Raw genomic sequence first — 24,907 nt, forward strand, 5'->3', positions numbered from 1 at the left:
GGTTGTTGCACTGACAGCATCTGATGGACTACCTGTTCCAATGGCATTGATTGCACTTACCCTGTACTGATATGTGGTACGGCATTTAGTCCAGTAACGGAATATACAGTTGTTGCATCTCCTGTGTTTGCAACAATTGTTGACCACGGACCGTCTTTTTGTTCTATTTTGTATCCTGTAATTGCAGAGCCACCATCATTTGGTGCAGTCCATGACAAGTTGATCTGAGATGGACTAACTGCAACAGCAGAAAGTCCAGTAACTTGAGCAGGGATTGTAGATGTCATACTCTGAGTAGTTGCACTGACAGCATCTGATGGACTACCTGTTCCAATGGCATTGATTGCACTTACCCTGTACTGATATGTGGTATCGGCATTTAGTCCAGTAACGGAATATACAGTTGTTGCATCTCCTGTGTTTGCAACAATTGTTGACCACGGACCGTCTTTTTGTTCTATTTTGTATCCTGTAATTGCAGAGCCACCATCATTTGGTGCAGTCCATGACAAGTTGATCTGAGATGGACTAACTGCAACAGCAGAAAGTCCAGTAACTTGAGCAGGGATTGTAGATGTCATACTCTGAGTAGTTGCACTGACAGCATCTGATGGACTACCTGTTCCAATGGCATTGATTGCACTTACCCTGTACTGATATGTGGTAGAATGATTTAATCCAGAATCAGAATAATTTGTATTTGTATTTCCAGTGTTAGAAACTAAAATAGACCAACCACTACCTATAGGAGATTCTCTTTCAATTTTGTATCCTGTAATTGCAGAGCCACCATCATTTGGTGCAGTCCATGACAAGTTGATCTGAGATGGACTAACTGCAACAGCAGAAAGTCCAGTAACTTGAGCAGGTACAGATATTGGAGCATCGCCCACTGAAAACTCAGTCCATGATACAGAAATCGAGTTTTTAGCAGAAGGAGAATTTCCGCATAAAGCATCACATTGAGCATTAAAACTAATTCGCAGATCAGAGTAATTTGTAATAGAATCAGATTGTATTGAGGAAAGTGTTTGTGTTGTTAAAACAAAAGATGTAGGTATTGAAGAATGAGTCCAAGAAGCTATGGACATGGGACCTTGTTTCAATGTGACAGTAAGTGACGGAGTGTTGCTACCTACAGCATCATTTTTGTAAACATATCTCAATATGTGATTTGAGCTTGCTTGTGGATCACTTAGAGGACTAAGTAAAAATTCAACGGAATCATTTTTGTTTTTCCCCAGAGTGTCTGAAGTGATGAAATCACTATCATTTTGTATAGATTCATCAATTGCAGTAAAAGTTCCACTTGCCCATCCTCCGGAAAAAACACTTGTAGGTCTGGCATATTGTAAGGCATATGCACTTTCATTGAAAATAATGCACGTGAATAGAATTAATATTATAAAGAAAACAGCAAATGTTCGATAAAGTACTATTTCTCACACACCACACTGCTTTTCTTTGAACCATCATAAAGTGCTACCAGTGCAGAGATATCACATTCGGAGATATATGGATAGTTTGTCTCAATTACAGGATACATTAGGTCTTCAATGGCTGTGGAGTGAGCAAGACCAAATCCATGACCCAATTCATGCCTGATAACAGTCTTCAATTCCTCAATGGATAATTTGTTTACATCATATATCATGATTTTGGATTTTAAAATTTCATGGCTTGTTTCATCAACAATTGATGTAGTATATCCACTGTATCCATCAGGACTTGAAAGATTAGTGAGTTGAATTAAAACGTCGCCTTCACCCTTGTCAGTTACATGGAAATGTAATTTTTTTGGAATTGGGGTTTCAGTATCAGAATTAATGCTGTTGAGTGCACCCATCCATCCTTCATAATACGTAGAGGTGATTCCAGAAGGACCCTTGTGCATCAGGGAATCATCAATTTCTATTTTTTCAGTAGACATTATCACATTCAGTATCGCGTCAAGTCTTTCTTCTGTGGCATACTCTGATTTGACAACATGAATATGAAACAAATTACCTTCTGGAATTTTCCAAGAAACCCAAGTATCAATTGTGTCTCCACGAAGATTTTGAATTACATAGTTAGAGGTAAAAGAATCATCGTAAACTTTGTCAAAAGTAAAGTCAAATGACAATCCAATTATCACAGATCCAATAATTACTGACAAAGAAACTATTGTAATTAAAATTGTCTTATTGTTTTGGTTATCTTTTTTGGAAGTTCCTGCCAAGTAAAAAATTGCTTGGTGTAACAGTTCTTTTTGATCAATATTTTTAGATGCATACAAGGAGAAAAATACTCCAGAATTAGATCGATAAAGTTAGATGGTGTTTTTGTCCAAATTGGGAAAGTGTTTTTAGTATCAACAGAGGATCTATAGGTTTTAGAAAAATGCTTGATATACCTTGATTTTCAAGCGTTTCAAGATCCTTAATGCCATACTCCACAGATGTAAGAATAATTGTCTTGGTGGATATTTTCTGAGAACCTAATTTTTTAAATAATTCCACATAGTTTTCATCATTTGAAAAATATTCTGAGATCAAAACATTAGGTTGAAATGTGTTAATCAAAGACAACGCCACTACAGGTTTATCAGTTGTAATACACTCATGACCGGCAATAGTTAGAAATTTTTGAAATACATCTAATAATTCAAGATCATTATCAAGAAGAATTATTTTCATATAGTATTAATTCCAAAAGTGGTACTTAAGCAGATTGGTGTCATAAATGATTAATACCATATTTGGAAACAACGGTGGAAACAGGCACAAATTTTTCAAATTATGAGAATACATTTTCATAATATTTGCAATAATTAGAGTAAGAAAGAATTAGATTTAGAAGATCATAGAATATTAGCCTTGCCAGAAAGGAATCAAAACTAATGATAATTTTCCAGCATTTTTTAATCGTAGAATAAATAATCAAGCCTATGGAAAACTTTGAAAAAACAGCATTATACCACTCAAAATCAATTCAAAACAACATTATGGTTCTTCAACTTGCAATATCTTCATTTGAATTACAATACGATAAATTCATGGACAAGAATACAAAAAATGAATTCGAATCAATAAAAAATGCAGTTACCACATTAATTGACAAATTAAGATAATAGATGTATTAGAATAGCATTCAACACCCAACATGATTTACAGTTACTAGAAAAGCAAATTTCAAAAAGATAATCTACTAGAGACACGTAATAAACTAAAATGAAACTAAATTTCAGTAATCATGAAACCAAAAAAAGAATCACCACAATATCACTACCCATTAGGTCCATTTTCAGTTTTGCAAATATAGGTAATGTCTTTAAGTAAAAAAATACAAGGAGTATCATGACAGAAATAATTAACAATGTGGATTTAACCAAAGTTTCCCAAACAGCACAAAAAGGAAGAGAAGACAAAGAGTCTCTAAGAAAACCAGTAAAGCTTGAAGGAGAATGGATTTTAGATCAAAGCCAAGGATTTCAATTCAAAACAGAACTTGGCTATGAAAAAGGAAAGCAAGTAATTGAAATTGACTCCCCATCATTTCTAGGAGGTCAGGGAAACAGATTAGGCCCAATGGCATATTGTGTTGCAGGAATCACATCATGTTTTATTGGAACATTTGTTGGAATTGCGGCACAACAGAAAATCAAACTAACCAAACTAAAAGTAAAAACACAATGTCAGATAAATTTTGCAAAAACATTTGATATTTCAGAGGAAGCAATTACAGAAGGGATTAATTTTCAGGTAGAGGCAGAAAGCGATAATGCTAACAAGAAAAAGCTTCAAGAAGTATTAGCAATGGCAGAAGAGCGATGTCCTGCAATGTATAGCATGTCACACAAAATCAATGTAGATGCCAAGATAGTTTAGAATTTTGTATCAAGAATAGAATTCAAATTATTTCAAAATATTGAGAAGATATTGAACTCAAAATCATTCAGTTACTATAACTTTCATTTCTAAAGAAGGACTAATTGCCATTGGATTAGTAATACTGCTCCAGACAAAAATACTCACGTCATACTCTCCAGGTTCCTCTGGTAACCACGATGCAGAAGGAGAAAACGCTTGACCTTGGATAATGTTTCCTGAAATCCATGATAATGATTGAACTACACCATCAGTATCCTGAATCTGTACAAAATAGACAAATGGCTGGTTAGCAACTTTACTGTTGAAAATATCTGCAGTAACCTGAATTTGCTTTCCAACATTGACTTGAGTTACAGAGTTACCTAGAGGATCAACTAGTCTAAGATTTCCTGCAGGGGCTCTCTCCAGTGGAGGATGTATGAGACCGATCATTGTACTTGCAGAGACTTTTAACTCATCAGCTCTTGTGTATGGTGCTGGAAGAGTATTGTCCTCATATCTTGCTGTGACAAAATCACCTTCAGTTACTCTTAGTTTGGAGCCAGATGATTGACTCTTTGAGGTAAATGTCACATATCCTTCAAAAACACCAGTGGCTTTGCCAGTTTCTACAACAGTAAGATCAATTCCTCCTAGATCAGAATCAGACCAAACATCTATTGTGAAAGTATCTACTGTTTCAGGATTAAGATTCATGTCAGGATCAATTACACGAATAATACCAATACCATTCTCTGAATTTTGAGGTTCACTCCATTGAATATCGCCAATGTTCCATTTTATCAGGGAAGAAGACGTAATTGTATCTCGTTCAGTATATCTAAATGAAACAGTAATCCCATCGTCATTTTTGGTTTCAATAAATCCATTTGTTGGTCCACCCTTTTTGGCAGGAGTGGTTCTAGGAGAAGTATCGTATCCATCAACATCCCCACTTGAAGGATTTCCATCAGCATCATGTTTGAAGCCAGTAAGAATTACAGAACCAGTAAAGATTCCAGTATCAAATCCAGTCTCAACTAGTTTATACTGTGAGAGTTTTTGTCCACGTGTGGATATTTTTATCTCATTTGCATCAGTGGTTCCAATTTCATCAATTTTGAATTTATCAAAGTTATGATCAGGGGCCACAATTGTAATGTAGACTTTGTCAGTCCAGGAATAGATCTTTTTATCCAAGTTAATCTGAGAAAGTAAGTTCGATGTTTGGAATTGTAGTTTTACATCTTGATCCTCTGAGCCAACAAAGTCTGCTCCAGGTGGACCCCAGTCAGTATATTCAAGAGTAATTTTTTCACCTCTAGACATTGCTTTTCCATTAATCTCAGATGGGATTTCAATTACAGTTTGGAAGATTCCTGTGTTAAGACCAGTCTCTCTTAATCCAAAAGGTTGGGCATCAAAGATTTTACCATTGTTAGTAACTGTTCCACCTAACGTACCCATAGTAGTCTTGGCATCACTTGATGACCACTTTAAAACATCAAGAGAGTATGTCTCAGCCTTTGAAGAATCAAGATCAAGATCAGGATCAATTAATGTTACAATGACATCTCTTCCTATAATGTAGGATTGTTGATCTGATTGTAAAGTACCCATTCTAAGATCAAACTTTGCAGAAGCAGTTACTGTTCTTTGTGAGCCAGAACCATCAGCCAAATCAGTATACTCTATTGTAATAATATCACCTTGCAAAATACAGTAACTTCCAGTTGCAGGTGCTGCACCAAATCGTGCTAGCACGCCTGTCTTTGTTTTATCTAAAGGAGTGTATTTTGAATCAGGAGTCAAAGGGCATTTTGCAGAGGAAGGACCATCGGTGTATCTGACAGGCAAATCAAACTGGAAAACACCAGAGCTTGGAGAAACTTCCTGAATAGGGCCAAGTTCTCTTGTTATGCCGGATTGGACGTTCTTGCCAATTGTGATGACTCCGGTTTTTGCTTGTTCGCCACCTGCAGTAGCTAAAACAATTGTTGAGGTTCCACGTGTCACCATAACTTTAACAAGGCCATTTGAAGTTCCTGGAAGATTTTGTGAAATTGTATCCTCCCCATTTGGAGATAAATCATAATCAGCATCATGAATTCTTACATGAAGCAGAGTGTTCTTTGGTCCAATTTCCTCTCCTTTATCAATTGCATTTTTGTCACCATTTTTTGTAATGGCAGTCAAATGAAATGGGAATATAGAAAGATTATTTGGACTGGTAGAAGTTGTTTTCCCAGAATCAAAAAAGTCAGAGACTGAACCAAATGGAACAGGATATACAGTTCTATCTAGTTTAACAAATCCACTTGTGGCGCCAACTGCAGATGCAGACTTTGTGATGGAGGCTTGACTTGATTGACCTCTAAAATCATAGTATCTTGCACCGATATCAACACCACTTACTGATTTTACAGTCCCCCCAGTGTTTCTAGAACAATATTCAGATGGAATTTTGAAATGTCCTTGGAATTCTCCAGTATCAGTTCCAGTCTCAACAAGTGTGAATCCAGTAGAGTACAATCCATCAGACCCAGAAATCGGAGAGCATTTTTTGCCATCTGATACGATTGAAGACTTTAACCATCTTTCACCATCAAATGTAATCTCCATTAATCTGCCAAATGGTTGATTTTCCTTAGTTAGTCCAAGATTTGCCAATCCAACAGTATCAGCTGCAGGATCATTAGGATATTTGGTAGGATCCACAACTGTAAAAATATCAATCAGATCTGAATCAGTGTTAAGATCCTTATCAAAAACGGTTACAGTTACAACATCTCCAGGTTTGTATGATTTTGCAGAAAGGGCTATAGTTCCAGGATAAGAAAGAACATCCTGTTGATCAGATACTCCAGTAAGTACACCATCAGGTCCTAAATCATTGTAACTCAAACGTGGGGCATCATTTCCCTTGAGCTCATCAATGATTATGAATGTAGGTTCATCATCAATCGGGATTATTTTTTCATATGTTTTTTCATCAAATATGTTTAGTTGGTTTAATGCAATGAATTCTAGACTTCCTCTAAATTTTCCAGAATCTTTTTTGACTTCCTCCATTTCAAGTCGAATTATTTGGTTTGCAATCCTGTCTGCTTTTTCTAGACCATCATCAATCAAACCATAAGAGAAAAAATCAGCAACTATAGGTCTAGTTTGTGTTCCTATATTTTGAATATTTGAAAAAGCAAACATCAATCCAATGGGTTCATTGCCACTAAAACTTTGGGAGAATAAATTAGAATGCAGAGTTTGTGGGTTTGCAATCTGTTTGGTTGAATTGAGATTTATCAGATTTTGCAGTCTAGTATCGGATGCTATTTTAATTGCAGTCAAATCATTTGTAGGATTTCCCAAAGAGTCAAGTATCGTAGAGGAAGATGCTCCAACTAACAAGTAAATATCTACGCTGTTAATGGTATCATTAAGAGAGCGAATATCATAGTTGAACATGTTAATTCCTTTGAAATTTTTAGAAGCATCAAATGGATTATTTATGGAATTGTGTAATTCCTTGAGAGGGGTTTTCAAATCAATTACAAGTGCATTTGCACTAGTTGATACTATAGGATCTATTCTTGCCCTGTCACTGAATTTTTCTACACTGGTATTAGTGAATGTTCCAAGTATAGTTGAAGATAAAGTGAATTTATCGGCATTAGGTGTAAGTGTGAATCCTGAAAGAAATGATGATTGAATCTTTGTTGCGCCTTCTACGCCACTCTCACCTAGAGTGTATGGGTCACCAGTGCTCAAAGCAGGGATTGCCTTGTAGGCAGGACTAAACAAGTCAAGAACTTCTTTTTCCAAATTGTTTTTGTTGGCATCTGAATCAGTCAAAATGACAGGCATCTCCTCACCAGAGTTCCACTCAGCTCCCTTTACTTTTTCATCGAGGGACAATGTTGCTTTTCCAAATCCGATTACTAGAGATACTGATTTTTTGTTATACTCTATAGTTGCAGATGTTCCCCTCAGTGCATTCTGAGTTGTAATTAGAACAGAATCGTTGTTAAAATCATATGTCGTAAAGACACTGCTATTAGGAGATGTTTCAGTAATTGTTATTGGTTGCTTACCAGCTGCAATTGTACCAGCAGATGTTGCAATCAAAGATATGTCAGTCTCACCATCGCCATTTGTTGCAGAGTTTTCATTGTCCTTGATGGTTAGAACATTTGTTTGTCCTTGTGTACTAGGATTTATCTTAAGAATTCCATTATCTTTGAACATCAACGAGTTCAAACTAGGTACTAAATTGACAGCACCAGTAGTACCATCAGAATCTAGCATTCCAGATTCTTCATACAGTAAATAATAGACAGAGGGGTTTGAAGTTGTTGTACCAAATGACCAAGAATCCTCATCAGTTGGATCTATGTTAAGTGAGAGATCGGTAATTTTGAGATTGACATCAGATGATCTTGGATATGAAGTCCTATCAAGTTCATGTTTGATTAATTGTTCAGCATTATCAAATGTCAGGGTTGTTTGTTGTGGACCTCCCCCTCTGTTGTATTGAATTACAACATTTCCACCTTTTGCAAAATCATATAGTTGAATAAATGGCCATAGATCTGCAGAGGCCAAACCAATTTGACCAAGACCTACACTCCCACTTCCAGGATTGATAGTTTTTGCTTGCCTTACAACGTTAATGTTGTTTTTCGTATATGGAGTTGAAAAAGAGCAATCACTTGAAATTTCATTTGGTGGATTTACTCCATTTTGACCGCCAATTCCTGTACCACTAAGAGGTATTGCTATTCCCTGAGTTTGACTAACGGATACACCAAGAACAGAAGTAGAACTAGTACAGAGAGTTCCAAAGTCAAGTCCTTTTCCAGTCAAACCAACGGTGCTATCTGCAATTTGAGCTTGTTTTCTATCTGCAAAATAAGCATACCAATTTCCATCAGTTGCCTGAACCATTCTCAAAGATTTTCCATTAATAGTAACATTGGGTTCTCCCTTTCCCTGTCCAGTATCAGAAAGATTTTGATCACGAATTACAACTTCTATTACTTGAGGACCGGAGAATCTATTATTTGTAGAAGGATTGTTTGCAGAAACATAAAGATTGGTAGTCTGGGCATCCACATTTGAAAAATTACTTAGAGATACACTTCCAGTAAAAATTAAAACAGATAATATCGCAACAGTAAAGATTTGATTTTTCATTTCGTGTTAATTAATGGACGGCATGATACGTAAGTGTTCCTCACAAATTATGACGGTCATAGTTTTCATAATATTTAAGTAAAAAAAGATATTTCTATATGGCTAACTTTTTGTGGTATGCCTTTATTATTAGGATTATTCGAAAGAGTTTATTTTAATAAGGTTGATTTTTCCCAAGATAACTCAAAGAGAGAATCCATTATTCCAATTAGACTCTCAGAATCAGACCACCATGCAAATACTTGTTTTGTTGGGTGAGTGGCATTTCTCATGAAAATTAAAACCTGTTTTGAGTCATTAATTAGAAAACATATTTTATTTGATTCATTTGCAACTGTACGAATATTATCAGAATTTATCTCGGAGATAAATTCAGGAGGTTTTTCAACAGATGTTATCAATAGTTTTAGTAGGGATTTAGATTTATCTGTCCATTCAAATACATCAGAGTGATAGAATCGCATAACATCTTGTAAGCTGCCAAATATCTTAAAATCATCTACGCTGGAATTTATCATTTCTTGAATTTTATTCATTATAGGGCCAGTACCATGAATCATCTGCATCTTTTCAGTCTTTGATTCATCAGTCTCTACGGCAAAGAATGGAAGTTCTTCCCACATTGTAGACAACATCTCTTCTTTGTCAGCTAGAGCGTTAACTTTGGTTTGTTCTTTATGGATTAAAATCTCAACAGCTTTTTTCAGATCTATTGCAGTGTATTTGGTAGGGTGTGCAAGCTCTGCTACAATTAACCCCAAATTCTGCAAAGAATTGATGATTTGATAAGTTTCAGTTCTAGGAAGACTGAGAGATTTTGCAACATCAGATGCAGTATTGGATCCATATTTTCCAAGATAAACAAAAACTTTGACTTGGCTTTTTGTCAATCCAAATCCAATTAGTTCTTGATTAATCTTCTCAAGTGTAACATTAAATTTCTGCAGTTGAGTTTCAGAATTGTTTCGAAATATTGTGATATCCTTTGAGGTCAACAGGGTTCCTCCTGAACATCAGATTGTATAAGATTGTTTTTTATTTTCTTTACAAGTGTGATAGTATTCTCTAAAATGTGTTCATAGTCTTTAAATTCATAATTCTGTTCAATTCTAGCTATACTCATAATGATGTGTAATTTTTTTAATTTATAACTGGATCAGGTATTTCCCACATTTGGAACATTATTGCAGGCTAAGGATTGATGGATATCAAATTAAATGTCTAATTTGCACAAACAAGAGACTTTGAGCAATCAATAGTAATTATTAAAATCAAGAATACAAATTTTATGCATGGATGTATACCAATTAGAGTTAGAGGCAGAATCGGCAAAAGAGAACCTATTACAAACAATTCAAAATAATCATGAGAACCCAGATTCACATTTTATTATAAAGGCAATCAAAGACTATGTGAGAAATTATGAAAAATATAATTTTGAGAAAAAAAGAATGCTGGAATTTATCTCAAATGAGTTTTAGAAAACAACCATATCAAATATCCATAAAGTAGATTTAACAACTAATTATAGATAAACACAATTACTCAATATAGCATCTCTCCTTTTTCCCAAGAGAGTTCAAATAATGAATTCATCATATCGACTAGCGTATCAGAGTCAGACCACCATGCAAATACTTGACGTGTTGGATGATTTGCATTTCTCATAAATATTAAAATCTCTTTTTTGTCATTTACAATAAAGCATTTGTTTTCAACATTTGAGGCAATTATACGAATACTGTCAGAATCAAACTTAGCAAGGAATTCAGGTATTTTATTTAATGGAGATATTACAATTTTGAGATTTGTTGATGCGTTTGCAATCCAATCAAACACGTTAGAATTATACAGTCTAATCAAATCAGAAACACTTCCATAAATTTTAAAATCACTTTTACTGGAACTAATCATTTCACGTATTTTGTTAGTGATTGGACCTATTCCATTTAGTAATTGCATCTTTTCAGATTTGGATTCATCAGTTTCCACCATAAAAAAAGGAATTTCTTTCCACATCTTAGACAAGGATTCTTCTTTGTTTGCCAGAATGTCAATTCTCTCTTGCTCTTGCTTTACTAAGGTAGAAATGGCTTCTTTCATTTCTTTTGCAGTATATTTTGTAGGATGGGATAATTCTGCAACTACCAATCCATAATTCTGTAATGAGTTTACCAGATGATATGTTTCAGTTCTTGGTAACTGTAAAGCTTTTGCTATCTCTGAAGCTGTTTTGGATCCATACTTACCAAGATAGATGAATACCTTGGCCTGACTTTTGGTTAGGCCAAAATTAATCAACTCATTTCTTATCTTCTCAAGAGTGAGTTTGTGTTTGTATATTTCAGTGTCTGATTCAAAATCAAGCAATTTATTGAATGTAGGCGGGATTGAGTCTGGCAATGTGAATATAGTAAATGATTGTTTTATAAGACTTTTCTAGTAAAGAAAACACAAGACAATAGGTAAAATATTAAAAAAGATTTTCCCATTTAGTAAATTCTAATCAGTGAAAAATAGGATCAACAGTGTTTTTTCAATAAACACAAAACGAGTAGACGGGTTATTTTGGTAAAAATTTATGATATTGTATTATAATTTCAAATTACTTACCTCAAATATCAAGAGACTAGTTAAAATGGGATTAAAACAGTACAATACCATGAAAGCAAAATTTAATGGAAAATGTGTTGAATGTGGAGGAGATATTAAAGTTGGAAAAGAGATCCTAAAAAATTCTAGCGAAAAATGGGTCCATAAAGCATGCTCGGATCTAGAAGATGAATTGCCGTAAATAAAATTGGAATGAATTAGTCATAAATTTTTTAAATTACCTCAAATAATTAGATTCACCATGAGTAAATCAGGCCTAGTTTTAATGGCAACAGCTATCGCAGTAATTGGAATCATGATGATTCCTGAAAACATTTCAGCTGAGCAAAACAGCGTTACAGTAACTCCAATTAACGAAGAAATTAGTCTGAAACAGACCATAACTACAATGAATGTTCCTGAAGATAACACACTCCCATGGGGGACTGTTAGAGGAGCACCATCAGACTATGTAGAAAGGTATCCAATAATCATTCAATTTTACAAAGGAGAAGATCCTGTGCATTTTGCACAAGTTGATGTCAAAGGAGATGGCTCTTATGAATACAAATTCAGAGTTAGAAACGTAGATTTAGAAACTGGAGAGGCAGTAAACATATTCCAAGGGGAATACACCGTAAAAATATTTAGAGTAATTCCAAATTCCAGTGAAACGATTTAGCATAACCATTTGTTAGATTATGTCCTCCCAGTAAGAGAATTCATATACTGAAGAAATTTTTGAAGAGCTAGAAAATGAGTAAGAATTTTTGGCATGATATTGAACCTGGAAATGATATTCCTGAAATTATCAATGTCGTAGTAGAGATTCCAAAAGGTTCAATGAACAAATACGAATATGACAAAAAGCACAACATGGTAAAACTTGATAGGGTTTTGTTCTCACCATTTCATTATCCTGGAGATTATGGTCTGGTTCCTCAGACTTTGTCGGATGATGGAGATCCACTTGATGCATTAGTATTAGTCACAAATCCAACATACCCAGGAATTTTAATTGAGGCAAGACCAATAGGATTGCTTCAAATGAAAGACGATGGCAAATTGGATGACAAGATAATTTGCGTTGCAACAAATGATCCCAGATACCTTCATACTACAGATATTTCAAATGTAGAAGATCATTATAGATCTGAGATTGCGCATTTTTTCCAAGTATACAAAGATCTCGAAGGCAAAAAAGTAGAGATCATAGGTTGGAAGTCAGCTAAAGAGGCCAAGGTTGTAATTATTGATTCAATAAAGAGATACAAAGACACTTTGAAAAAATATTAGCATGACAAAAGTATGTGAACATTTCTCAATTAAAGACAATATTTCACCAAAGACTAAAAGCTGTGAAGAGTGTGAAAAAGAACATCTTCCAGTAGTAGCAATTAGAATGTGTTTAATCTGTGGTCATGTTGGATGTTGTGATTCATCAATTGGAAAACATGCAACAAAACACTTTGAGGAGACAGGACATCCTGTAATAAAGGCAATTCCAGAAAACACTTGGAAATGGTGTTACATACACAAAGAATATTATTAAAAAACTAAAAAAAGTCCATTGCCCAAATAGCAGTTAAAAAATAACAACATATCAATAAACAATCCCAAAAATGGGAATTTCATACCTAGTTTTTATACAAATTTTATAACCAAATTACATGACATCCCAACTAATCGAAATTCCTAATTTGATTAGTTTGGAAATGTACACATTATTTCATCAAACAGAAACAGTTTTGTCAAAAATTAAATCTTTGAAAAAAATAGCATGATAGATTTTTCAAATGAGTGATTTAATTTCTCAAGATGAGAATTATCAGTTTTTAGTGTTCTATCATCAAACCAAGGCTCCGATAAATACAAACTTCTGTTCATCTCAACTTGGATCCATGGGATCGGATTATTTCCATATGTTTTGGTAATATGCCCACCATGAAATGGATCATTAAGAGATATATCATCTCTTTTAATTGAGAATGATTTTGAAATACAATCAGCTAAGAGTTCTAGCATTTCAGCAGAGGATGTTTCACCATCTTGATTAGAAATACAAAACAGAGGTCTTTTTTTGTTGTTGCCATCAGGGGAGACATTTGGAGCAATGGCAGCCATAGAATGACAATCAAGACACAGTTGTAAATCTAGTTCATGAGTACTCTTTTGAATTTCTCGATGATATGGCAGATAGTACTTTTCAATCAATGTTTTTCTAAGAGAGTCATCTGGTTCCTTACCTGAAATATAGATTGGTTTTTGATAACATGTTGCACTTTTTATCAGACCGTCAGGATTTTTTGGTGGAAGATCTTGTAATGAACGATTAAGATCTACAAATGCTCTTGCAATATCAGATTTGATTACTTTTTGAACTTTGTCCTCAAGATCATAAATCTCAATTACAAAAGGATCAGAGTCATCAAACTGATCTTTTTCTGTAATGCACAAATGCCCATCAAGTTCTGGAGGTTTTTGTGTTCCACCATGAGGAATTGATAACAATATTGGAAATTTACTCAATCTAATCCTTCAGCAGTTCCATCACGTCTGACTTCTGCCACTCCATGAAATCCAGATTTCGATTGCAATTTCATTACTGCATGAATTGCTCCGTGATAAAATGAATAACGTTCTTTGACAGATATTTCATATCCCATTTCTTTTAGATAATTAATAATTTCAGGCTTAAAACCTCCATCTTCAATACTGACCATTCCACCAATAGAGCAATGAAATCGAGGTCTCCTAATTGCCTCATTCATTGGAAGATTTCCGTCAATTATTCTGGAAAGAAATTGAGTAATGGTTGAGAATATTCTCTGACTACCAGGACTGCCCACGACCATCCAAATCTTGGAATCATTAATAATCAATGTAGGAGATACAGATGTCCAAGGAATTGCATTTGGTCTAACAAAATAAGGATGATTGGGGTTGGTGAATTCAAATGCAGACATGTAGTTATTGTATAAAAACCCCAGTCCATCTGCTGCTACCTTTGAGCCATATGCAAGCTCAATTGATTGTGTTATCCCTACTGCATTTCCCTCATCATCCATTGTTGATAGATGTGTAGTGTCTTCCCCTCCAAAATCAGGATCAGTCATTGGCAAGGTTGCATCCATAGAGTTGTGAATAGATTCGGCCATCTGTTTTGCAAAAGATCTTTGCAGATGAAGTTTATCTTGGATTTGATCATACGTGTGTGGATTAAATGGTCTCTGAATTCTATGCAAGAATGATTTTCTAAATGTCTCTGCAACAAAGTGGTATGAGCTTGGTTTTCCACTACGCAAAAACTTTGAAGGTAAATGGTTGAGCATCATCAGTGTCAACAACAAGGTTCGTCCAGCAGCTGGTGGCGGTAAAGTAACTACAGTGAGATGCCTATATTTTCTGCCTATAGGTTTTCTCTCTATGGGTTCTGGGATGTATGCCAAATCTTCTTCTCGGATTAATCCTCTATTTGACTTCATATCATTGGCAATTTTTTTTGCAATCTGACCATGATAGAAACTCTGGAATCCATGTTCAGAGATAGTAGTTAGTGTTTGTGCTAAATCATCTTGAATAAATCTATCACCAACATCATATGGAACTAACCCATCTTTTAGGAAGTATTTTGCTCCAGATTTAGATTTTATTGAAAGAAAACTTGCAAGTTCTCGTTGTTGCAAACCATTTTGTAGTGCAGTAATTTTGTATCCTTTTTTTGCAATTCTAATTGAGGGGGCAACAATCTTTTGCCATTCTAATCTACCATATCTTCCATGTAAAAATCCAATTACAGCTAAAGTGCTTGGAACTGTAGTTGCCTTGTAACCTATTTTCCTTCGTCTTTTTCTTCGAAAAACTGACGAATGTGCCAGCGAGGGAGAGCGACTAGAACCGTCAAGAGCTATTGTTTTTCCATCAATATGAAAAATGGCCATGGATTGGCCTCCAATTCCAGATGCCTGTGGTTCACAAACACCTAATGCCAATGCAGTTGCACATGCAGCATCAATTGCATTTCCACCCTTTTTTAGCATCTCAACTCCTGCCTTTGTTGCATCAGGAAATGCAGATGCTACCATTCCCTTTTTTGCAGTTGAGGATTTTTTATCAGTGGAGGTTCTGAAGGCGTTTTCTATTTCTTTAACAATCAATTTCTCATCTTTCCAGACGATAGTAATAGAATTTTTGGAAACAGTACTCCAAGTAGAATAGTTTGTTTAACAAAATATTTTTTTTATAAATAAACTCCAACAGTTAGTTTGTTTCAAACATGCTAAAAAAGTGATCATTTGTCGTTTTAGAAAAAACAGAAAATGTTCAAATACAAGATTAATCTGCGAAAGAGTTTTGCATTAAAGCCATTTTCGTTTCTTAAACCAACCAATCATCATACCAGAAATAGTTGCCATTGCAATTAACATCACAAAGTAGCTTCCTTCCCACTCCAACTCTGGAACATACGAAAAGTTTGTTCCATATATTCCAGCAATAAAGGTAATTGGGATAAAGATACTTGCAATAATTGTTAGTGTTTTCATTACTTCATTCATTCGATTACTAACACTGGACAGATATGTGTCAAGCATTCCGCCAATAACATCACGTAACCCTTCAATAGAATCAGTTACTTGGATTACGTGGTTGTAAACATCTCTTAGATAAGTTCTAGTATTATCTGAAATTAACGGAGTAGAATCACGTCCAAGAAAATCCAATATTTCCCGAGCTGGCCAAATAGATTTTCTCAAAGATATCATTCTTCGTTTTAAAGTTTGAATTGTTTGCATTGTTTTTCCAGTTGGATTTTGCATTAGCTCTTCTTCCAAGTCCTCTGTAACATCACCCACTTTTTCAATTACCAGAAAATAACTATCAACAATTGCATCAATGATTGCATAAGTAAGATAATCACTTTGCAATTTTCTAATAGAACCGGCTTTATTTCTAAGACGCTCTCTTATATGATCAAAGAAATCAGCTTCTATTTCCTGAAACGTCAATACATGATGTTCAGCCAAAACTATTGAGATTTGTTCTAATTCGAGCTTGCCTGTCTCTGCTATATAATGAGGCATCTTGAGCATAATTACAATATAATTATCTGAAACCTCAATTGAAGGTCTCAGTTCTGTATTCATTATGTTTGCTTGATGTAATGGATGCAACCCAAAACTATTTCCAAAACTTTCAATAATTTTTGGGTCATGTATTCCTATAATGTTAATCCAAGAAACATTAGGTTTGTCTTTTGATTCTAGGCATTCTTCTATTGTCACATCAGAGTTTTCAGACATATTTTCAGCATCATACTCAATGATATCCATTCGAATATGTTCTACCTTTTGTTCACCAACATGAATTAAGGCACCAGGACTTGATCCAATAGTATCAGATAAGGTGGTTCTTTGTGTTTTTGTTTTATTTAGTAATAGTTTAATTCCTGTGATTTCTTGCAAACCCAAATCCTTGGTAATTTCTTTTACTTTAGCAGTCTTACTTGTAACACCAATTATTATGAAGCCAGTCATAATTGAGAATATCAAACTAAGATAAAGAGGAATAAAGTTCCCACTTGTTGCTGCTTCATAAATTGCTTGCACATCAGCAGATGTATTTGCTCCAACAAAAAATCCAATTACAGTGTCCATTAAAAAGAACATAAATGAAATGATTGAACCAATTACAATTGCAGTAACAATTGTAATCCTTGGTGGAATTTCAATATTTTTTTCTCCTCGGTATGGTGAGAAATACCATTTGTATTTTACAATAAAGATGGCAATAACAGTAATCAAAATTGTAGAAACAATCCACCATATGATTAGCAAAAATCCTTCTTCAGATTCTATTTTTCCTATTCCTGAGAAAAGATCAGAAATGTTACCTGTTAGAGGAATTGAAAGTACTGAAGTTGCAACTCCAACTACAATCTGATAAATTAGTGCAAAAAGAAATCCAATTGCAAGTCGATTGATTAGTTTTCCCACATTATCTATCAAATACTATCAATATTCTGTAAAAATATCAGGTATTTATGAACACGTTTTATTTTACTTGTAAAAGTAAACCATAAAGTTTTGCGCGTGACTCCAAAAGGTCAGCACGTAATTTGCTAATCTTTTGTGTAATTTCAGATGCTAATTCTTCTTCAGCAGGACCCAATTGTTTTGATACGAGTTTATTTAGTGCTGTTCTTTCAGAACCCAATTGAGTTTCTAAATCAGAAATTAGTTTTTCCAAATCAGCAATTTGTGTTGAAACACCAGAGTTTTCACTAATTGTGGTCACAATAGAATCAGAATCTATTGCATTGATTCTTGTAATTCCTACTTGACATGAATTTGGAATAATTTTATCAATGAATTTAACATCTACTGATTCAGAATCAGAGCTCACAGTAATCAGAGGCAATCTTATTGTATCTTTTCCAGAACATGCTTCAAAAACTACATTGTATCGTTTTAGATCAGGAGAACCTGTTTCAGGTTTTAATACACTTTCAGTAACAGAAATGAGTTCAGTTGTTAATCCTTCAAGAGGTTTTCCAGTCAGAGTTTTTGGGATATTTAGTTGTGACACATTTAGATTTGAAGGAACATAAAGAACCATCAAATATCTCCTTAATTCGTCTTGAAAGGATTGGAGTTCTTTCTTCATTGAAATAATACTAGTCAAATTTTCACCATCAGGTTTTTGCTCAGAGGATACTGGAATTTTTTGCTTAGCAGTGTTTATTTTATTTTTGAGTTCTGCAATTTTATTTTCCAATGTAATGATCTTGTCAGACACTCCTCCCATATTCACCATTGTACCAGTAATAGAATCAGGGTTTGCTGCTTTGATTAAAACAGATGTAGTATAGCATGAATTAGGTTTTAGCATACTACCCAATTTTACACTATGAGTTTCACTATCAGAGGTTACAATTATTTCAGGCGTTCGAATTTCAGTTGATTTTGCACATGCATCAAAAACAAACGCATATCCTGTTATGCTAGTAGAGGTTCCTGCCTTGGTATTTTTAGAGAGTTGTTTTAAAACAGCAATCTTATTTATTTTCCCAACAGGTTCTCCTTTGGATAATTTCATAATTCTTATTTCTTCAAGGTCTTCTGCAGATAGTTTTTTTGCCCAACCATACTCAGATAATTTTTCTGCAGTTGATGGTGTTACACAAGATGGAGCACTAGAAGATATTTTGAATACTTTAACTAAACCTTCACCACAGATTACTTGGTCAGCTGAAAAATTTAGTTTTATTTGTTGTTTAGGAGAAATTACATCAGCAAAAGTTTGTGAATGTAAAGTTCCAGATATTAAAACAACACCTAAGAACATCGCAATCCAAATAGAGGATTTCACATTAGATATTTTATACATGACACTAAAAAGCATTACCCATGATTATTGTTTTAGAACAACTCAGATTGTAGAACATTTTTCTATTTTTTGATATAGGGAATTCATATCTATTAATTACTTTTGAAATATGGCATGCCAAAAATCGTATCAATGCAATATGCCCATCAGAGGTTTTTTAGTATTGGATTCATCCACTCTAAAACATAATTGATCATGTGATCTCGGAATAGTTGGATATGCACAAATTCTACAAATAAACTGTGTAGCTGCTTTACATTTTGCGCAAATTAAAAGTTCCATGAGCAACCCACCACAACGTCTACATGACTCATCAGGCAAGTCCCACATCACCGTTTTTTGATAGTTTCATACAGCAGGTTTTCCCAGAGTTATAATTGGATGACCAACATGTTGTGGCATGCCATAGAAAATGAGCCTAGAAGAAAAGCAGATTTGCAAAAATCAGTATCTGTTTGAGATTATAGTAATTTTCTTACCATTTTTGAGGGTGGAAGAGAATCATAGATCCAAAAAAACTCTGTAGTGTCAGGATTTTTAGCTGAGATTTGAGCCCAAAATGAGCCACATTTACCTTCAAATGGCCTTGGAATATTTCCATAAAATTGTTCTTTATCAGAGATAATTAGAACATATTTTGATTTTTGATTATTTTCAGAGCATAAACTAAATTTTACCAAATACTGCTCATGTCCAATTTTCATTTTAGAGATAATATTAGGATTCGATTGAGATTTAGATGTAATACTAGTTAAAAAAGAAAGATATTTTTCATCAACAAGATCTTTCCCAACAAAAGTCCAGTTATGAGAATTGAATAATTTCAAACATGCATCTAATGTCGGATGTGCAGGATAACGTTTTCGTAATCCATCTTCTCCCAAATTTTTAAATTTTTCATAGAAATTTTTACATCTTTTTTCCGTACTTTGTTTCAAAGTTTCTGCATGAGATTCTAAAATCACATAATTTGAAAACAATAATACAGACATAAGCAACACGATAAATTTTCTCATATCAAATTTTTAAAAAGTAAAACTAAAAACAGAATAATAACAAACCGGAATTATATTTCAATTGGGGTTTTTGAATAAATTGAAACATGATAGATTTACATCTTATGTTTCATTAATACCAAGTTGAGTTTTTGTCTGTTTACCAATGTAAGAACCTCCAAGTCAACATTTGGCAGTTATTATTTAACCATAGATTGATACCTGTGGCATGCTACATTGTTATTAATCAGTTTTTTTGGAATGAAATCTTTGGCCAAGAACCATATTTTGTTTTTACTCTATTGATTTTCATATTCTCACCACCTATAGGATTTTTCTGTAACAGATATTGTTTTCAGAGTAGAAGATTCAGATACTTTTTTTGAAATGATGTTAGTATTATTCATGCATGTTGTTAACATGATTATAATTAGTGAAGTTATTATTTGGGAATGCCCAACATAATGTGGCATGCCATCAGAACCACTTGAAACATTTTATGGGAATTTACATGCCTATAAGATGTATACAAGGCCAACGGCTCAAAGGCTGTTTGGAAGTTATTCCTTTAGAAAAAGATCAGGCACCAAACATCACGAAAATGTTCAAAAGATGTTGGAGATTTTAGCCCTTAATGGAACACTAACAACATGGGGAATGGCAAAAACTCACCTAGACAAAACGGAGGGAATCAGGACTAAAGAGAAAGAATACAGAAGATTACTTGTTGGAAGAATGGCAAGAGGCAAACATACAATGGGTCTCTTAGAAGTAGGTCTTGTTGTAAAAGATGGGAAAAGTTTTGCAAAAGCTCCTGCTGATCAATACAGATTATCATTGCATGGAATTTTGTATTGTTTGGATGTTTTAGATCTATCAGATAAACAAATTGATACAATGGCTGAAAAATATGCAAATGTGCTGCCTATGGTTTTTGAAAAATGGAAAGATCTGAAAGCAAATATCGGAAATGAAGTTTATCGATTAAAAAATTTAGCTTCAGGTTTGTTTATGGACAATATTCAAATTGCAAAGATTTCAAATTTTCCCGTTTATGAATTAATGACATATTTGAATGTAAAATATCAAAACAATTTTGAGCAAATATCAGAAGAAGATTTGGCAAATCAAATTTCCATATGGTTTTATACAAATCTGCTTGTCCCTACAAAATTTAGAACAACTGGTAAACATTCATCATTAGAGATAAAACAATGGAAAAAAATTATTCAGAAAGATCCAAAAATCAAAAAATGGTATTACGATTTTGTAAATGAAGCCATCAAATTCTACAATAACAGATTCAATAAGTTAAAGAAATTAGAAAAAAATTAATCAGTAAATTTTGTGACTATATCTTCAAGTTGTTCAAAAGAATAGGGTTTGTTTATAGTAGCTAGTAATGACATACTTTTTGCTTTAAGATGTTTTTTTTCATCTACTGCAAATGCGGTAATTAGAACAATTTTGGCTTCAGAATCAAATTGTTTAATTTTAAAAAATGCATCAAATCCATCCATTTTAGGCATTTTAACATCCATGAGTGTCAAATCAGGACTAATTTCTTTATATTTTTCAACAGCATCTTGTCCATTCTCAGCAGTCACAACATCACAGCCTAGACTCTTAATCATATAGGCTGTATTTTCTAAAAGATCAATATCATCATCCACCAAAAGGACAGTTTTCTTTAATGACATAGTAAATTCCAGTATCAATGCTTGTGATAAAACTTTCGAAAGAATTGTCTTTTTTTATCATAGAAGAGGCAAAGTCACAATAAATCGAGTTGGGTTGTTTTGGGCAACAATAGTTCCATTATGTAGTTCTATGACATTTTTACATGTAGATAATCCAAGTCCTGTTCCTTTTTGTTTAGATGAGATCAAGGGATCAAATATCTTAGGGAATACATCTTCAGGAATTCCAGGACCTGAATCTTGTATCATAATAATAGCAGAGGTATTTTTTTCTTCAATTGTGCAGTTAATAATTCCAGCCTCTTTTCCTATGGCTTGAATAGCATTTAAAAACAAATTAATAAAAACAATTTCTAATTTTCTTAGATCACCTCTTATTTCTAGATTAGATTTTGGAATAACAATGGATACATTATCTGGAATTTCTAAAGAAGTTTTTGCAGATTCTAATAAATCCTGAATTTTTATTGGTTGCAATTCTAAAGGAGTGATTCTTACAAAATTAAGTACATCATTAATTTGATGTGACATTCTATCAATTGCGCGATTCATTCTATTTACAACCTCATTTAGTTCGTCTGTTTGTTTTGCATTATTTTTTAAAATTTCAGTTGAGCTTTTTATTGTTGCAAGAGGGTTTTTCATGTCATGTGCCATACTTGCAGCTAGTTCACCAATAGCAGTTAATCTTTCATTTTTAATTTTGACTTTGGCTTCAGCTAATTGTTTTTCTGTTTCAATAAGCTTTTTTAGATGACTTGTCATATCTTCAAAAGAATTACTTATTGTTTGAATTTCATTAATTTTGCTAGGTTTAATTTTGATATTAAAATTTCCCCTTGAAATAGAATTAGCAATTTTTGTAAGACGCTTCAATGGAGATGAAACTGTGCTTGAAATTAAGAATCCACCAATTATCGAGGCTGCCATTCCTGCAATAGATACTGCAAAAATTGAATTTCGAAGTTCAATGAATTCGCTCACTATTGAGGAACTATCCTGCTCAATTACTACTGTCCAATCAAATCCCTCAAATGTTCTATATCCGGTAGATTTTGCATAGGAAATTAATTTAAAATCATCAATAGCATCATCCAATTCAAAAAACTCTACATCTTCACCTTGAATTAAAATATCAAAATAAGGAACTGTTAAAGCAGAAAGTAGAATAGTTTGTTCCGAATAAATTGGACGTCCAAGCTCATCTAAAAGTACAACACTACGTCCAGGAATTGTAATTACATCAGATTCCTCGCTGAAGTCACTTAGAAGATCATTTAATGTAATTGACGCTCTTAAAACTCCTATAAAATTATCATTCTCATCATTAATGGCATAGGCAAAATCCATTGAGTAAGAATTTGTAGATTCATTAAATTTTATTTTATCAATATGTAATCCAGTATTTTTAGTAATTTGCCACCATTCTTCTTCACTTTGAGAATATACTGAAGTTCCCGAGGTAAGTGCAACATTTGCACCATATGCATTTGTTACAAATAATTCCTCAATTACATCGTAATTATATTCATCATGATAAAATTCAATTGTGTCCAATAATTCATCTGTGAGAACACGATCCTCAAGTTCGCCAAGAAAAGGAGTCGTTTCAGTAAATTTAGCATCAGTGGATTCTAAATTCAAATGAGACTTCATTTCCTGGAATCGCTCATATTTTTTATTTGAGTCAAGTAGTACATCCTGAATTATTTTTAAATTAGTCAATTCCTTAAAAGCCAAAATTCTGTTTTCAATGTGCTTGTCAAGGCCTTGGATCATGTTAAATGCAAATCCCTCATTTCTTGAGCCCAATAATTCCTTTATTTCATCAACTGTAATTTCAAAAGTCACATATCCTACTATAGTAAAGGATAGAGAGATTGCAAACATCACTGCAATTATCATAAAAGAGATTTTCAAGAGATATACTAGCCAAGATCTAAGACATTTGAATTTAAAGATCACTAATTGGTATTAAAAAAATAGCATACCACAAAATACAAGTTAATTCCAAATAGCATACATAACAAGAATTTGCATGTTAGGCTTATCGTCTTTCAAAAACTTGATGGAAAAAGAATCAAAGAAGAGTCACAGCAATTCAAATCTTAAGGATAGTTTAGATAAAGAAGACATATCCAGAGAGATTTTTTATGCCTGTGGTATTTGTGAAGGACCATTAGTTCCAGTGTCTAGCTGCACATTTTGTAAGAGAACATCATTGAGGAGATGTAATAGGTGTAATAGAATTAAAGATATGAAAGTTCATGAATCGTGTAAGATTTTAGTGAATTTTGGATGGGCTATTGCAAAAAAGCATCTTCAGGAGTAATTTGGATTTATCTAAGATAATTTTCAATAATGTTGTTTTATACACACCATAAAATCAATTAGTTAATACTAAAATTACCATAAAAATGTCAATAATCATGCCAATACTCTCAGCAGAAGATCTCAAAAAACTTGATGAACAATGTCAAAAACTCTCAGAAGAAGAGAAAGTAAGACATGTAGGAGTAATTAATGAACTAGGACATTTAATTGCAGGAGGATTTAGAAAAGGAGTCACCCCAATATTATCAAAAGACAGAATTAAAATGGTATACATGCAAATGCAATTAGATTTTAACATGAGACAAGAATTAGATGACGTTCTTGGAACTATTGATTATATTGCATCACGAAGAACAAAGCAACTTATTATCAGTGTACCTGTTGGAGAAAACTTGGTTTTAATAACTGCAGAGCCAGATGCAGATGATAAAAAAATCATCAAAAAAGCTGAAGAATTATTTGACGGTATAACAATATCAACAATTTAGAAAATAAAACAAGTAGAAAATGAATTTTCAAATAATTACTATCAATAATAAGAGAATAAGGTAAATAGGTTTTCAAATTATCTAGCCTGAAAAATAATTAGAAAATTTTGAAAAAGTTATGAATGAACCTGTTGTGTTTTTTTAGTACTCCAGATTTGCTCATTTATTCCATGACATTTGCAATCAGAGGATTTTTCTTTACAATTTTTTTGGTGCAGTGGTTTATCACATTTGTTACAATCAGGATCACGCCAGCTACATTGATTTCCACAGTTAGAACATCGCATTTTTATAATCACTTGTGTTTTGTTACTTTTTTGAGATATTCTCTACGTCTCAAAGATTTCTCTTGAAATGGTGCAGAATCA

At 33.5% G+C, this 24,907-nt stretch carries 25 protein-coding genes; 11 read left to right on the forward strand and 14 right to left on the reverse strand.

What is annotated here, in order from left to right; translation table 11 throughout:
• Nucleotides 1–56: 56 nt before the first annotated feature.
• On the reverse strand, nucleotides 57–1,166 hold the full coding sequence (locus K5790_RS04655) for a fibronectin type III domain-containing protein (RefSeq protein ID WP_297592803.1): 1,110 nt from the start codon (nucleotides 1,164–1,166) through the stop codon (nucleotides 57–59).
• Between the two features lie 91 nt (nucleotides 1,167–1,257).
• Here K5790_RS04655 and K5790_RS04660 point away from each other — a divergent pair, with 91 nt between their 5' ends.
• Complete coding sequence (locus K5790_RS04660; RefSeq protein ID WP_297592804.1) at nucleotides 1,258–1,431, forward strand: hypothetical protein; 174 nt, start codon at nucleotides 1,258–1,260, stop codon at nucleotides 1,429–1,431.
• Nucleotides 1,432–1,435: 4 nt separating this feature from the next.
• Here K5790_RS04660 and K5790_RS04665 read toward each other — a convergent pair whose 3' ends face one another.
• Both K5790_RS04665 and K5790_RS04670 read right to left on the reverse strand, forming a co-directional pair.
• Nucleotides 1,436–2,278, reverse strand: a complete 843-nt coding sequence (locus K5790_RS04665; RefSeq protein WP_297592805.1) for a matrixin family metalloprotease — start codon at nucleotides 2,276–2,278, stop codon at nucleotides 1,436–1,438.
• Between the two features lie 19 nt (nucleotides 2,279–2,297).
• A complete protein-coding gene (locus K5790_RS04670) occupies nucleotides 2,298–2,678 on the reverse strand; it encodes a hypothetical protein (protein ID WP_297592806.1) in 381 nt (126 codons plus the stop codon).
• 251 nt (nucleotides 2,679–2,929) lie between these two features.
• On the opposite strand from K5790_RS04670, the gene K5790_RS04675 reads away from it, so the two are divergent.
• Together K5790_RS04675 and K5790_RS04680 are read left to right on the forward strand one after the other, a co-directional pair.
• Nucleotides 2,930–3,112 (forward strand): hypothetical protein, encoded by a 183-nt coding sequence (locus tag K5790_RS04675; RefSeq protein WP_297592807.1) that lies wholly within the window; start codon nucleotides 2,930–2,932, stop codon nucleotides 3,110–3,112.
• Between the two features lie 226 nt (nucleotides 3,113–3,338).
• Nucleotides 3,339–3,869 carry an OsmC family protein gene (locus tag K5790_RS04680; protein ID WP_297592808.1) on the forward strand — a complete coding sequence of 177 codons (531 nt, stop codon included), beginning with the start codon at nucleotides 3,339–3,341 and terminating at the stop codon, nucleotides 3,867–3,869.
• A 63-nt stretch (nucleotides 3,870–3,932) separates the two neighbouring features.
• Here K5790_RS04680 and K5790_RS04685 read toward each other — a convergent pair whose 3' ends face one another.
• Nucleotides 3,933–9,044, reverse strand: coding sequence for a hypothetical protein (locus tag K5790_RS04685; RefSeq protein WP_297592809.1), 5,112 nt, complete (start codon nucleotides 9,042–9,044; stop codon nucleotides 3,933–3,935).
• 149 nt (nucleotides 9,045–9,193) lie between these two features.
• Nucleotides 9,194–10,039 carry a TrmB family transcriptional regulator gene (locus K5790_RS04690; protein ID WP_297592810.1) on the reverse strand — a complete coding sequence of 282 codons (846 nt, stop codon included), beginning with the start codon at nucleotides 10,037–10,039 and terminating at the stop codon, nucleotides 9,194–9,196.
• A 297-nt stretch (nucleotides 10,040–10,336) separates the two neighbouring features.
• On the opposite strand from K5790_RS04690, the gene K5790_RS04695 reads away from it, so the two are divergent.
• Nucleotides 10,337–10,525 carry a hypothetical protein gene (locus tag K5790_RS04695; RefSeq protein ID WP_297592811.1) on the forward strand — a complete coding sequence of 63 codons (189 nt, stop codon included), beginning with the start codon at nucleotides 10,337–10,339 and terminating at the stop codon, nucleotides 10,523–10,525.
• A 64-nt stretch (nucleotides 10,526–10,589) separates the two neighbouring features.
• On the opposite strand, the gene K5790_RS04700 is transcribed toward K5790_RS04695, so the two are convergent.
• Nucleotides 10,590–11,447 carry a TrmB family transcriptional regulator gene (locus K5790_RS04700; protein ID WP_297592812.1) on the reverse strand — a complete coding sequence of 286 codons (858 nt, stop codon included), beginning with the start codon at nucleotides 11,445–11,447 and terminating at the stop codon, nucleotides 10,590–10,592.
• 235 nt (nucleotides 11,448–11,682) lie between these two features.
• On the opposite strand from K5790_RS04700, the gene K5790_RS04705 reads away from it, so the two are divergent.
• The 4 genes from K5790_RS04705 (at nucleotide 11,683) to K5790_RS04720 (ending at nucleotide 13,188) form a co-directional block, all read left to right on the forward strand.
• Nucleotides 11,683–11,838: a hypothetical protein gene (locus tag K5790_RS04705; RefSeq protein WP_297592813.1), complete on the forward strand. Its 156-nt coding sequence runs from the start codon at nucleotides 11,683–11,685 to the stop codon at nucleotides 11,836–11,838.
• A gap of 60 nt (nucleotides 11,839–11,898) precedes the next feature.
• Complete coding sequence (locus K5790_RS04710) at nucleotides 11,899–12,318, forward strand: hypothetical protein (RefSeq protein WP_297592814.1); 420 nt, start codon at nucleotides 11,899–11,901, stop codon at nucleotides 12,316–12,318.
• Nucleotides 12,319–12,392: 74 nt separating this feature from the next.
• Entirely contained in the window at nucleotides 12,393–12,932 is a 540-nt protein-coding gene (locus K5790_RS04715) for an inorganic diphosphatase (protein ID WP_297592815.1), read from the forward strand.
• Between the two features lies 1 nt (nucleotide 12,933).
• A complete protein-coding gene (locus K5790_RS04720; RefSeq protein WP_297592816.1) occupies nucleotides 12,934–13,188 on the forward strand; it encodes a UBP-type zinc finger domain-containing protein in 255 nt (84 codons plus the stop codon).
• A 206-nt stretch (nucleotides 13,189–13,394) separates the two neighbouring features.
• Here the strand turns inward: K5790_RS04720 and K5790_RS04725 are convergent, their stop codons facing one another.
• The 6 genes from K5790_RS04725 to K5790_RS04750 all read right to left on the reverse strand — a co-directional run bounded on the left by K5790_RS04725 (nucleotide 13,395) and on the right by K5790_RS04750 (nucleotide 20,014).
• Nucleotides 13,395–14,165, reverse strand: a complete 771-nt coding sequence (locus tag K5790_RS04725; RefSeq protein ID WP_297592817.1) for an N-formylglutamate amidohydrolase — start codon at nucleotides 14,163–14,165, stop codon at nucleotides 13,395–13,397.
• Nucleotides 14,162–15,793 carry a gamma-glutamyltransferase gene (ggt, locus tag K5790_RS04730; RefSeq protein WP_297592818.1) on the reverse strand — a complete coding sequence of 544 codons (1,632 nt, stop codon included), beginning with the start codon at nucleotides 15,791–15,793 and terminating at the stop codon, nucleotides 14,162–14,164. The genes K5790_RS04725 and ggt overlap by 4 nt, the downstream gene beginning before the upstream one ends.
• Nucleotides 15,794–15,994: 201 nt before the next feature.
• A complete protein-coding gene (gene corA / locus K5790_RS04735; RefSeq protein ID WP_367182843.1) occupies nucleotides 15,995–17,629 on the reverse strand; it encodes a magnesium/cobalt transporter CorA in 1,635 nt (544 codons plus the stop codon).
• A gap of 58 nt (nucleotides 17,630–17,687) precedes the next feature.
• Nucleotides 17,688–19,004 carry a hypothetical protein gene (locus K5790_RS04740; RefSeq protein ID WP_297592820.1) on the reverse strand — a complete coding sequence of 439 codons (1,317 nt, stop codon included), beginning with the start codon at nucleotides 19,002–19,004 and terminating at the stop codon, nucleotides 17,688–17,690.
• A gap of 147 nt (nucleotides 19,005–19,151) precedes the next feature.
• Complete coding sequence (locus K5790_RS04745; protein WP_297592821.1) at nucleotides 19,152–19,304, reverse strand: hypothetical protein; 153 nt, start codon at nucleotides 19,302–19,304, stop codon at nucleotides 19,152–19,154.
• Nucleotides 19,305–19,483: 179 nt separating this feature from the next.
• A complete protein-coding gene (locus tag K5790_RS04750) occupies nucleotides 19,484–20,014 on the reverse strand; it encodes a hypothetical protein (protein WP_297592822.1) in 531 nt (176 codons plus the stop codon).
• Nucleotides 20,015–20,488: 474 nt separating this feature from the next.
• Between K5790_RS04750 and K5790_RS04755 the strand changes: the two genes are divergently transcribed.
• Nucleotides 20,489–21,352, forward strand: coding sequence for a hypothetical protein (locus K5790_RS04755; RefSeq protein WP_297592824.1), 864 nt, complete (start codon nucleotides 20,489–20,491; stop codon nucleotides 21,350–21,352).
• On the opposite strand, the gene K5790_RS04760 is transcribed toward K5790_RS04755, so the two are convergent.
• Together K5790_RS04760 and K5790_RS04765 are read right to left on the reverse strand one after the other, a co-directional pair.
• Nucleotides 21,349–21,717, reverse strand: a complete 369-nt coding sequence (locus tag K5790_RS04760; protein WP_297592826.1) for a response regulator — start codon at nucleotides 21,715–21,717, stop codon at nucleotides 21,349–21,351. The genes K5790_RS04755 and K5790_RS04760 overlap by 4 nt on opposite strands.
• A gap of 57 nt (nucleotides 21,718–21,774) precedes the next feature.
• Nucleotides 21,775–23,637 (reverse strand): sensor histidine kinase, encoded by a 1,863-nt coding sequence (locus K5790_RS04765; protein WP_297592828.1) that lies wholly within the window; start codon nucleotides 23,635–23,637, stop codon nucleotides 21,775–21,777.
• A gap of 148 nt (nucleotides 23,638–23,785) precedes the next feature.
• Here K5790_RS04765 and K5790_RS04770 point away from each other — a divergent pair, with 148 nt between their 5' ends.
• Together K5790_RS04770 and K5790_RS04775 are read left to right on the forward strand one after the other, a co-directional pair.
• Nucleotides 23,786–24,049 carry a hypothetical protein gene (locus K5790_RS04770; RefSeq protein ID WP_297592830.1) on the forward strand — a complete coding sequence of 88 codons (264 nt, stop codon included), beginning with the start codon at nucleotides 23,786–23,788 and terminating at the stop codon, nucleotides 24,047–24,049.
• 97 nt (nucleotides 24,050–24,146) lie between these two features.
• On the forward strand, nucleotides 24,147–24,539 hold the full coding sequence (locus tag K5790_RS04775; RefSeq protein WP_297592832.1) for a DUF6659 family protein: 393 nt from the start codon (nucleotides 24,147–24,149) through the stop codon (nucleotides 24,537–24,539).
• Nucleotides 24,540–24,907 lie beyond the last annotated feature (368 nt).

Source organism: Nitrosopumilus sp. (genome assembly GCF_025698945.1).
Classification (GTDB): domain Archaea; phylum Thermoproteota; class Nitrososphaeria; order Nitrososphaerales; family Nitrosopumilaceae; genus Nitrosopumilus.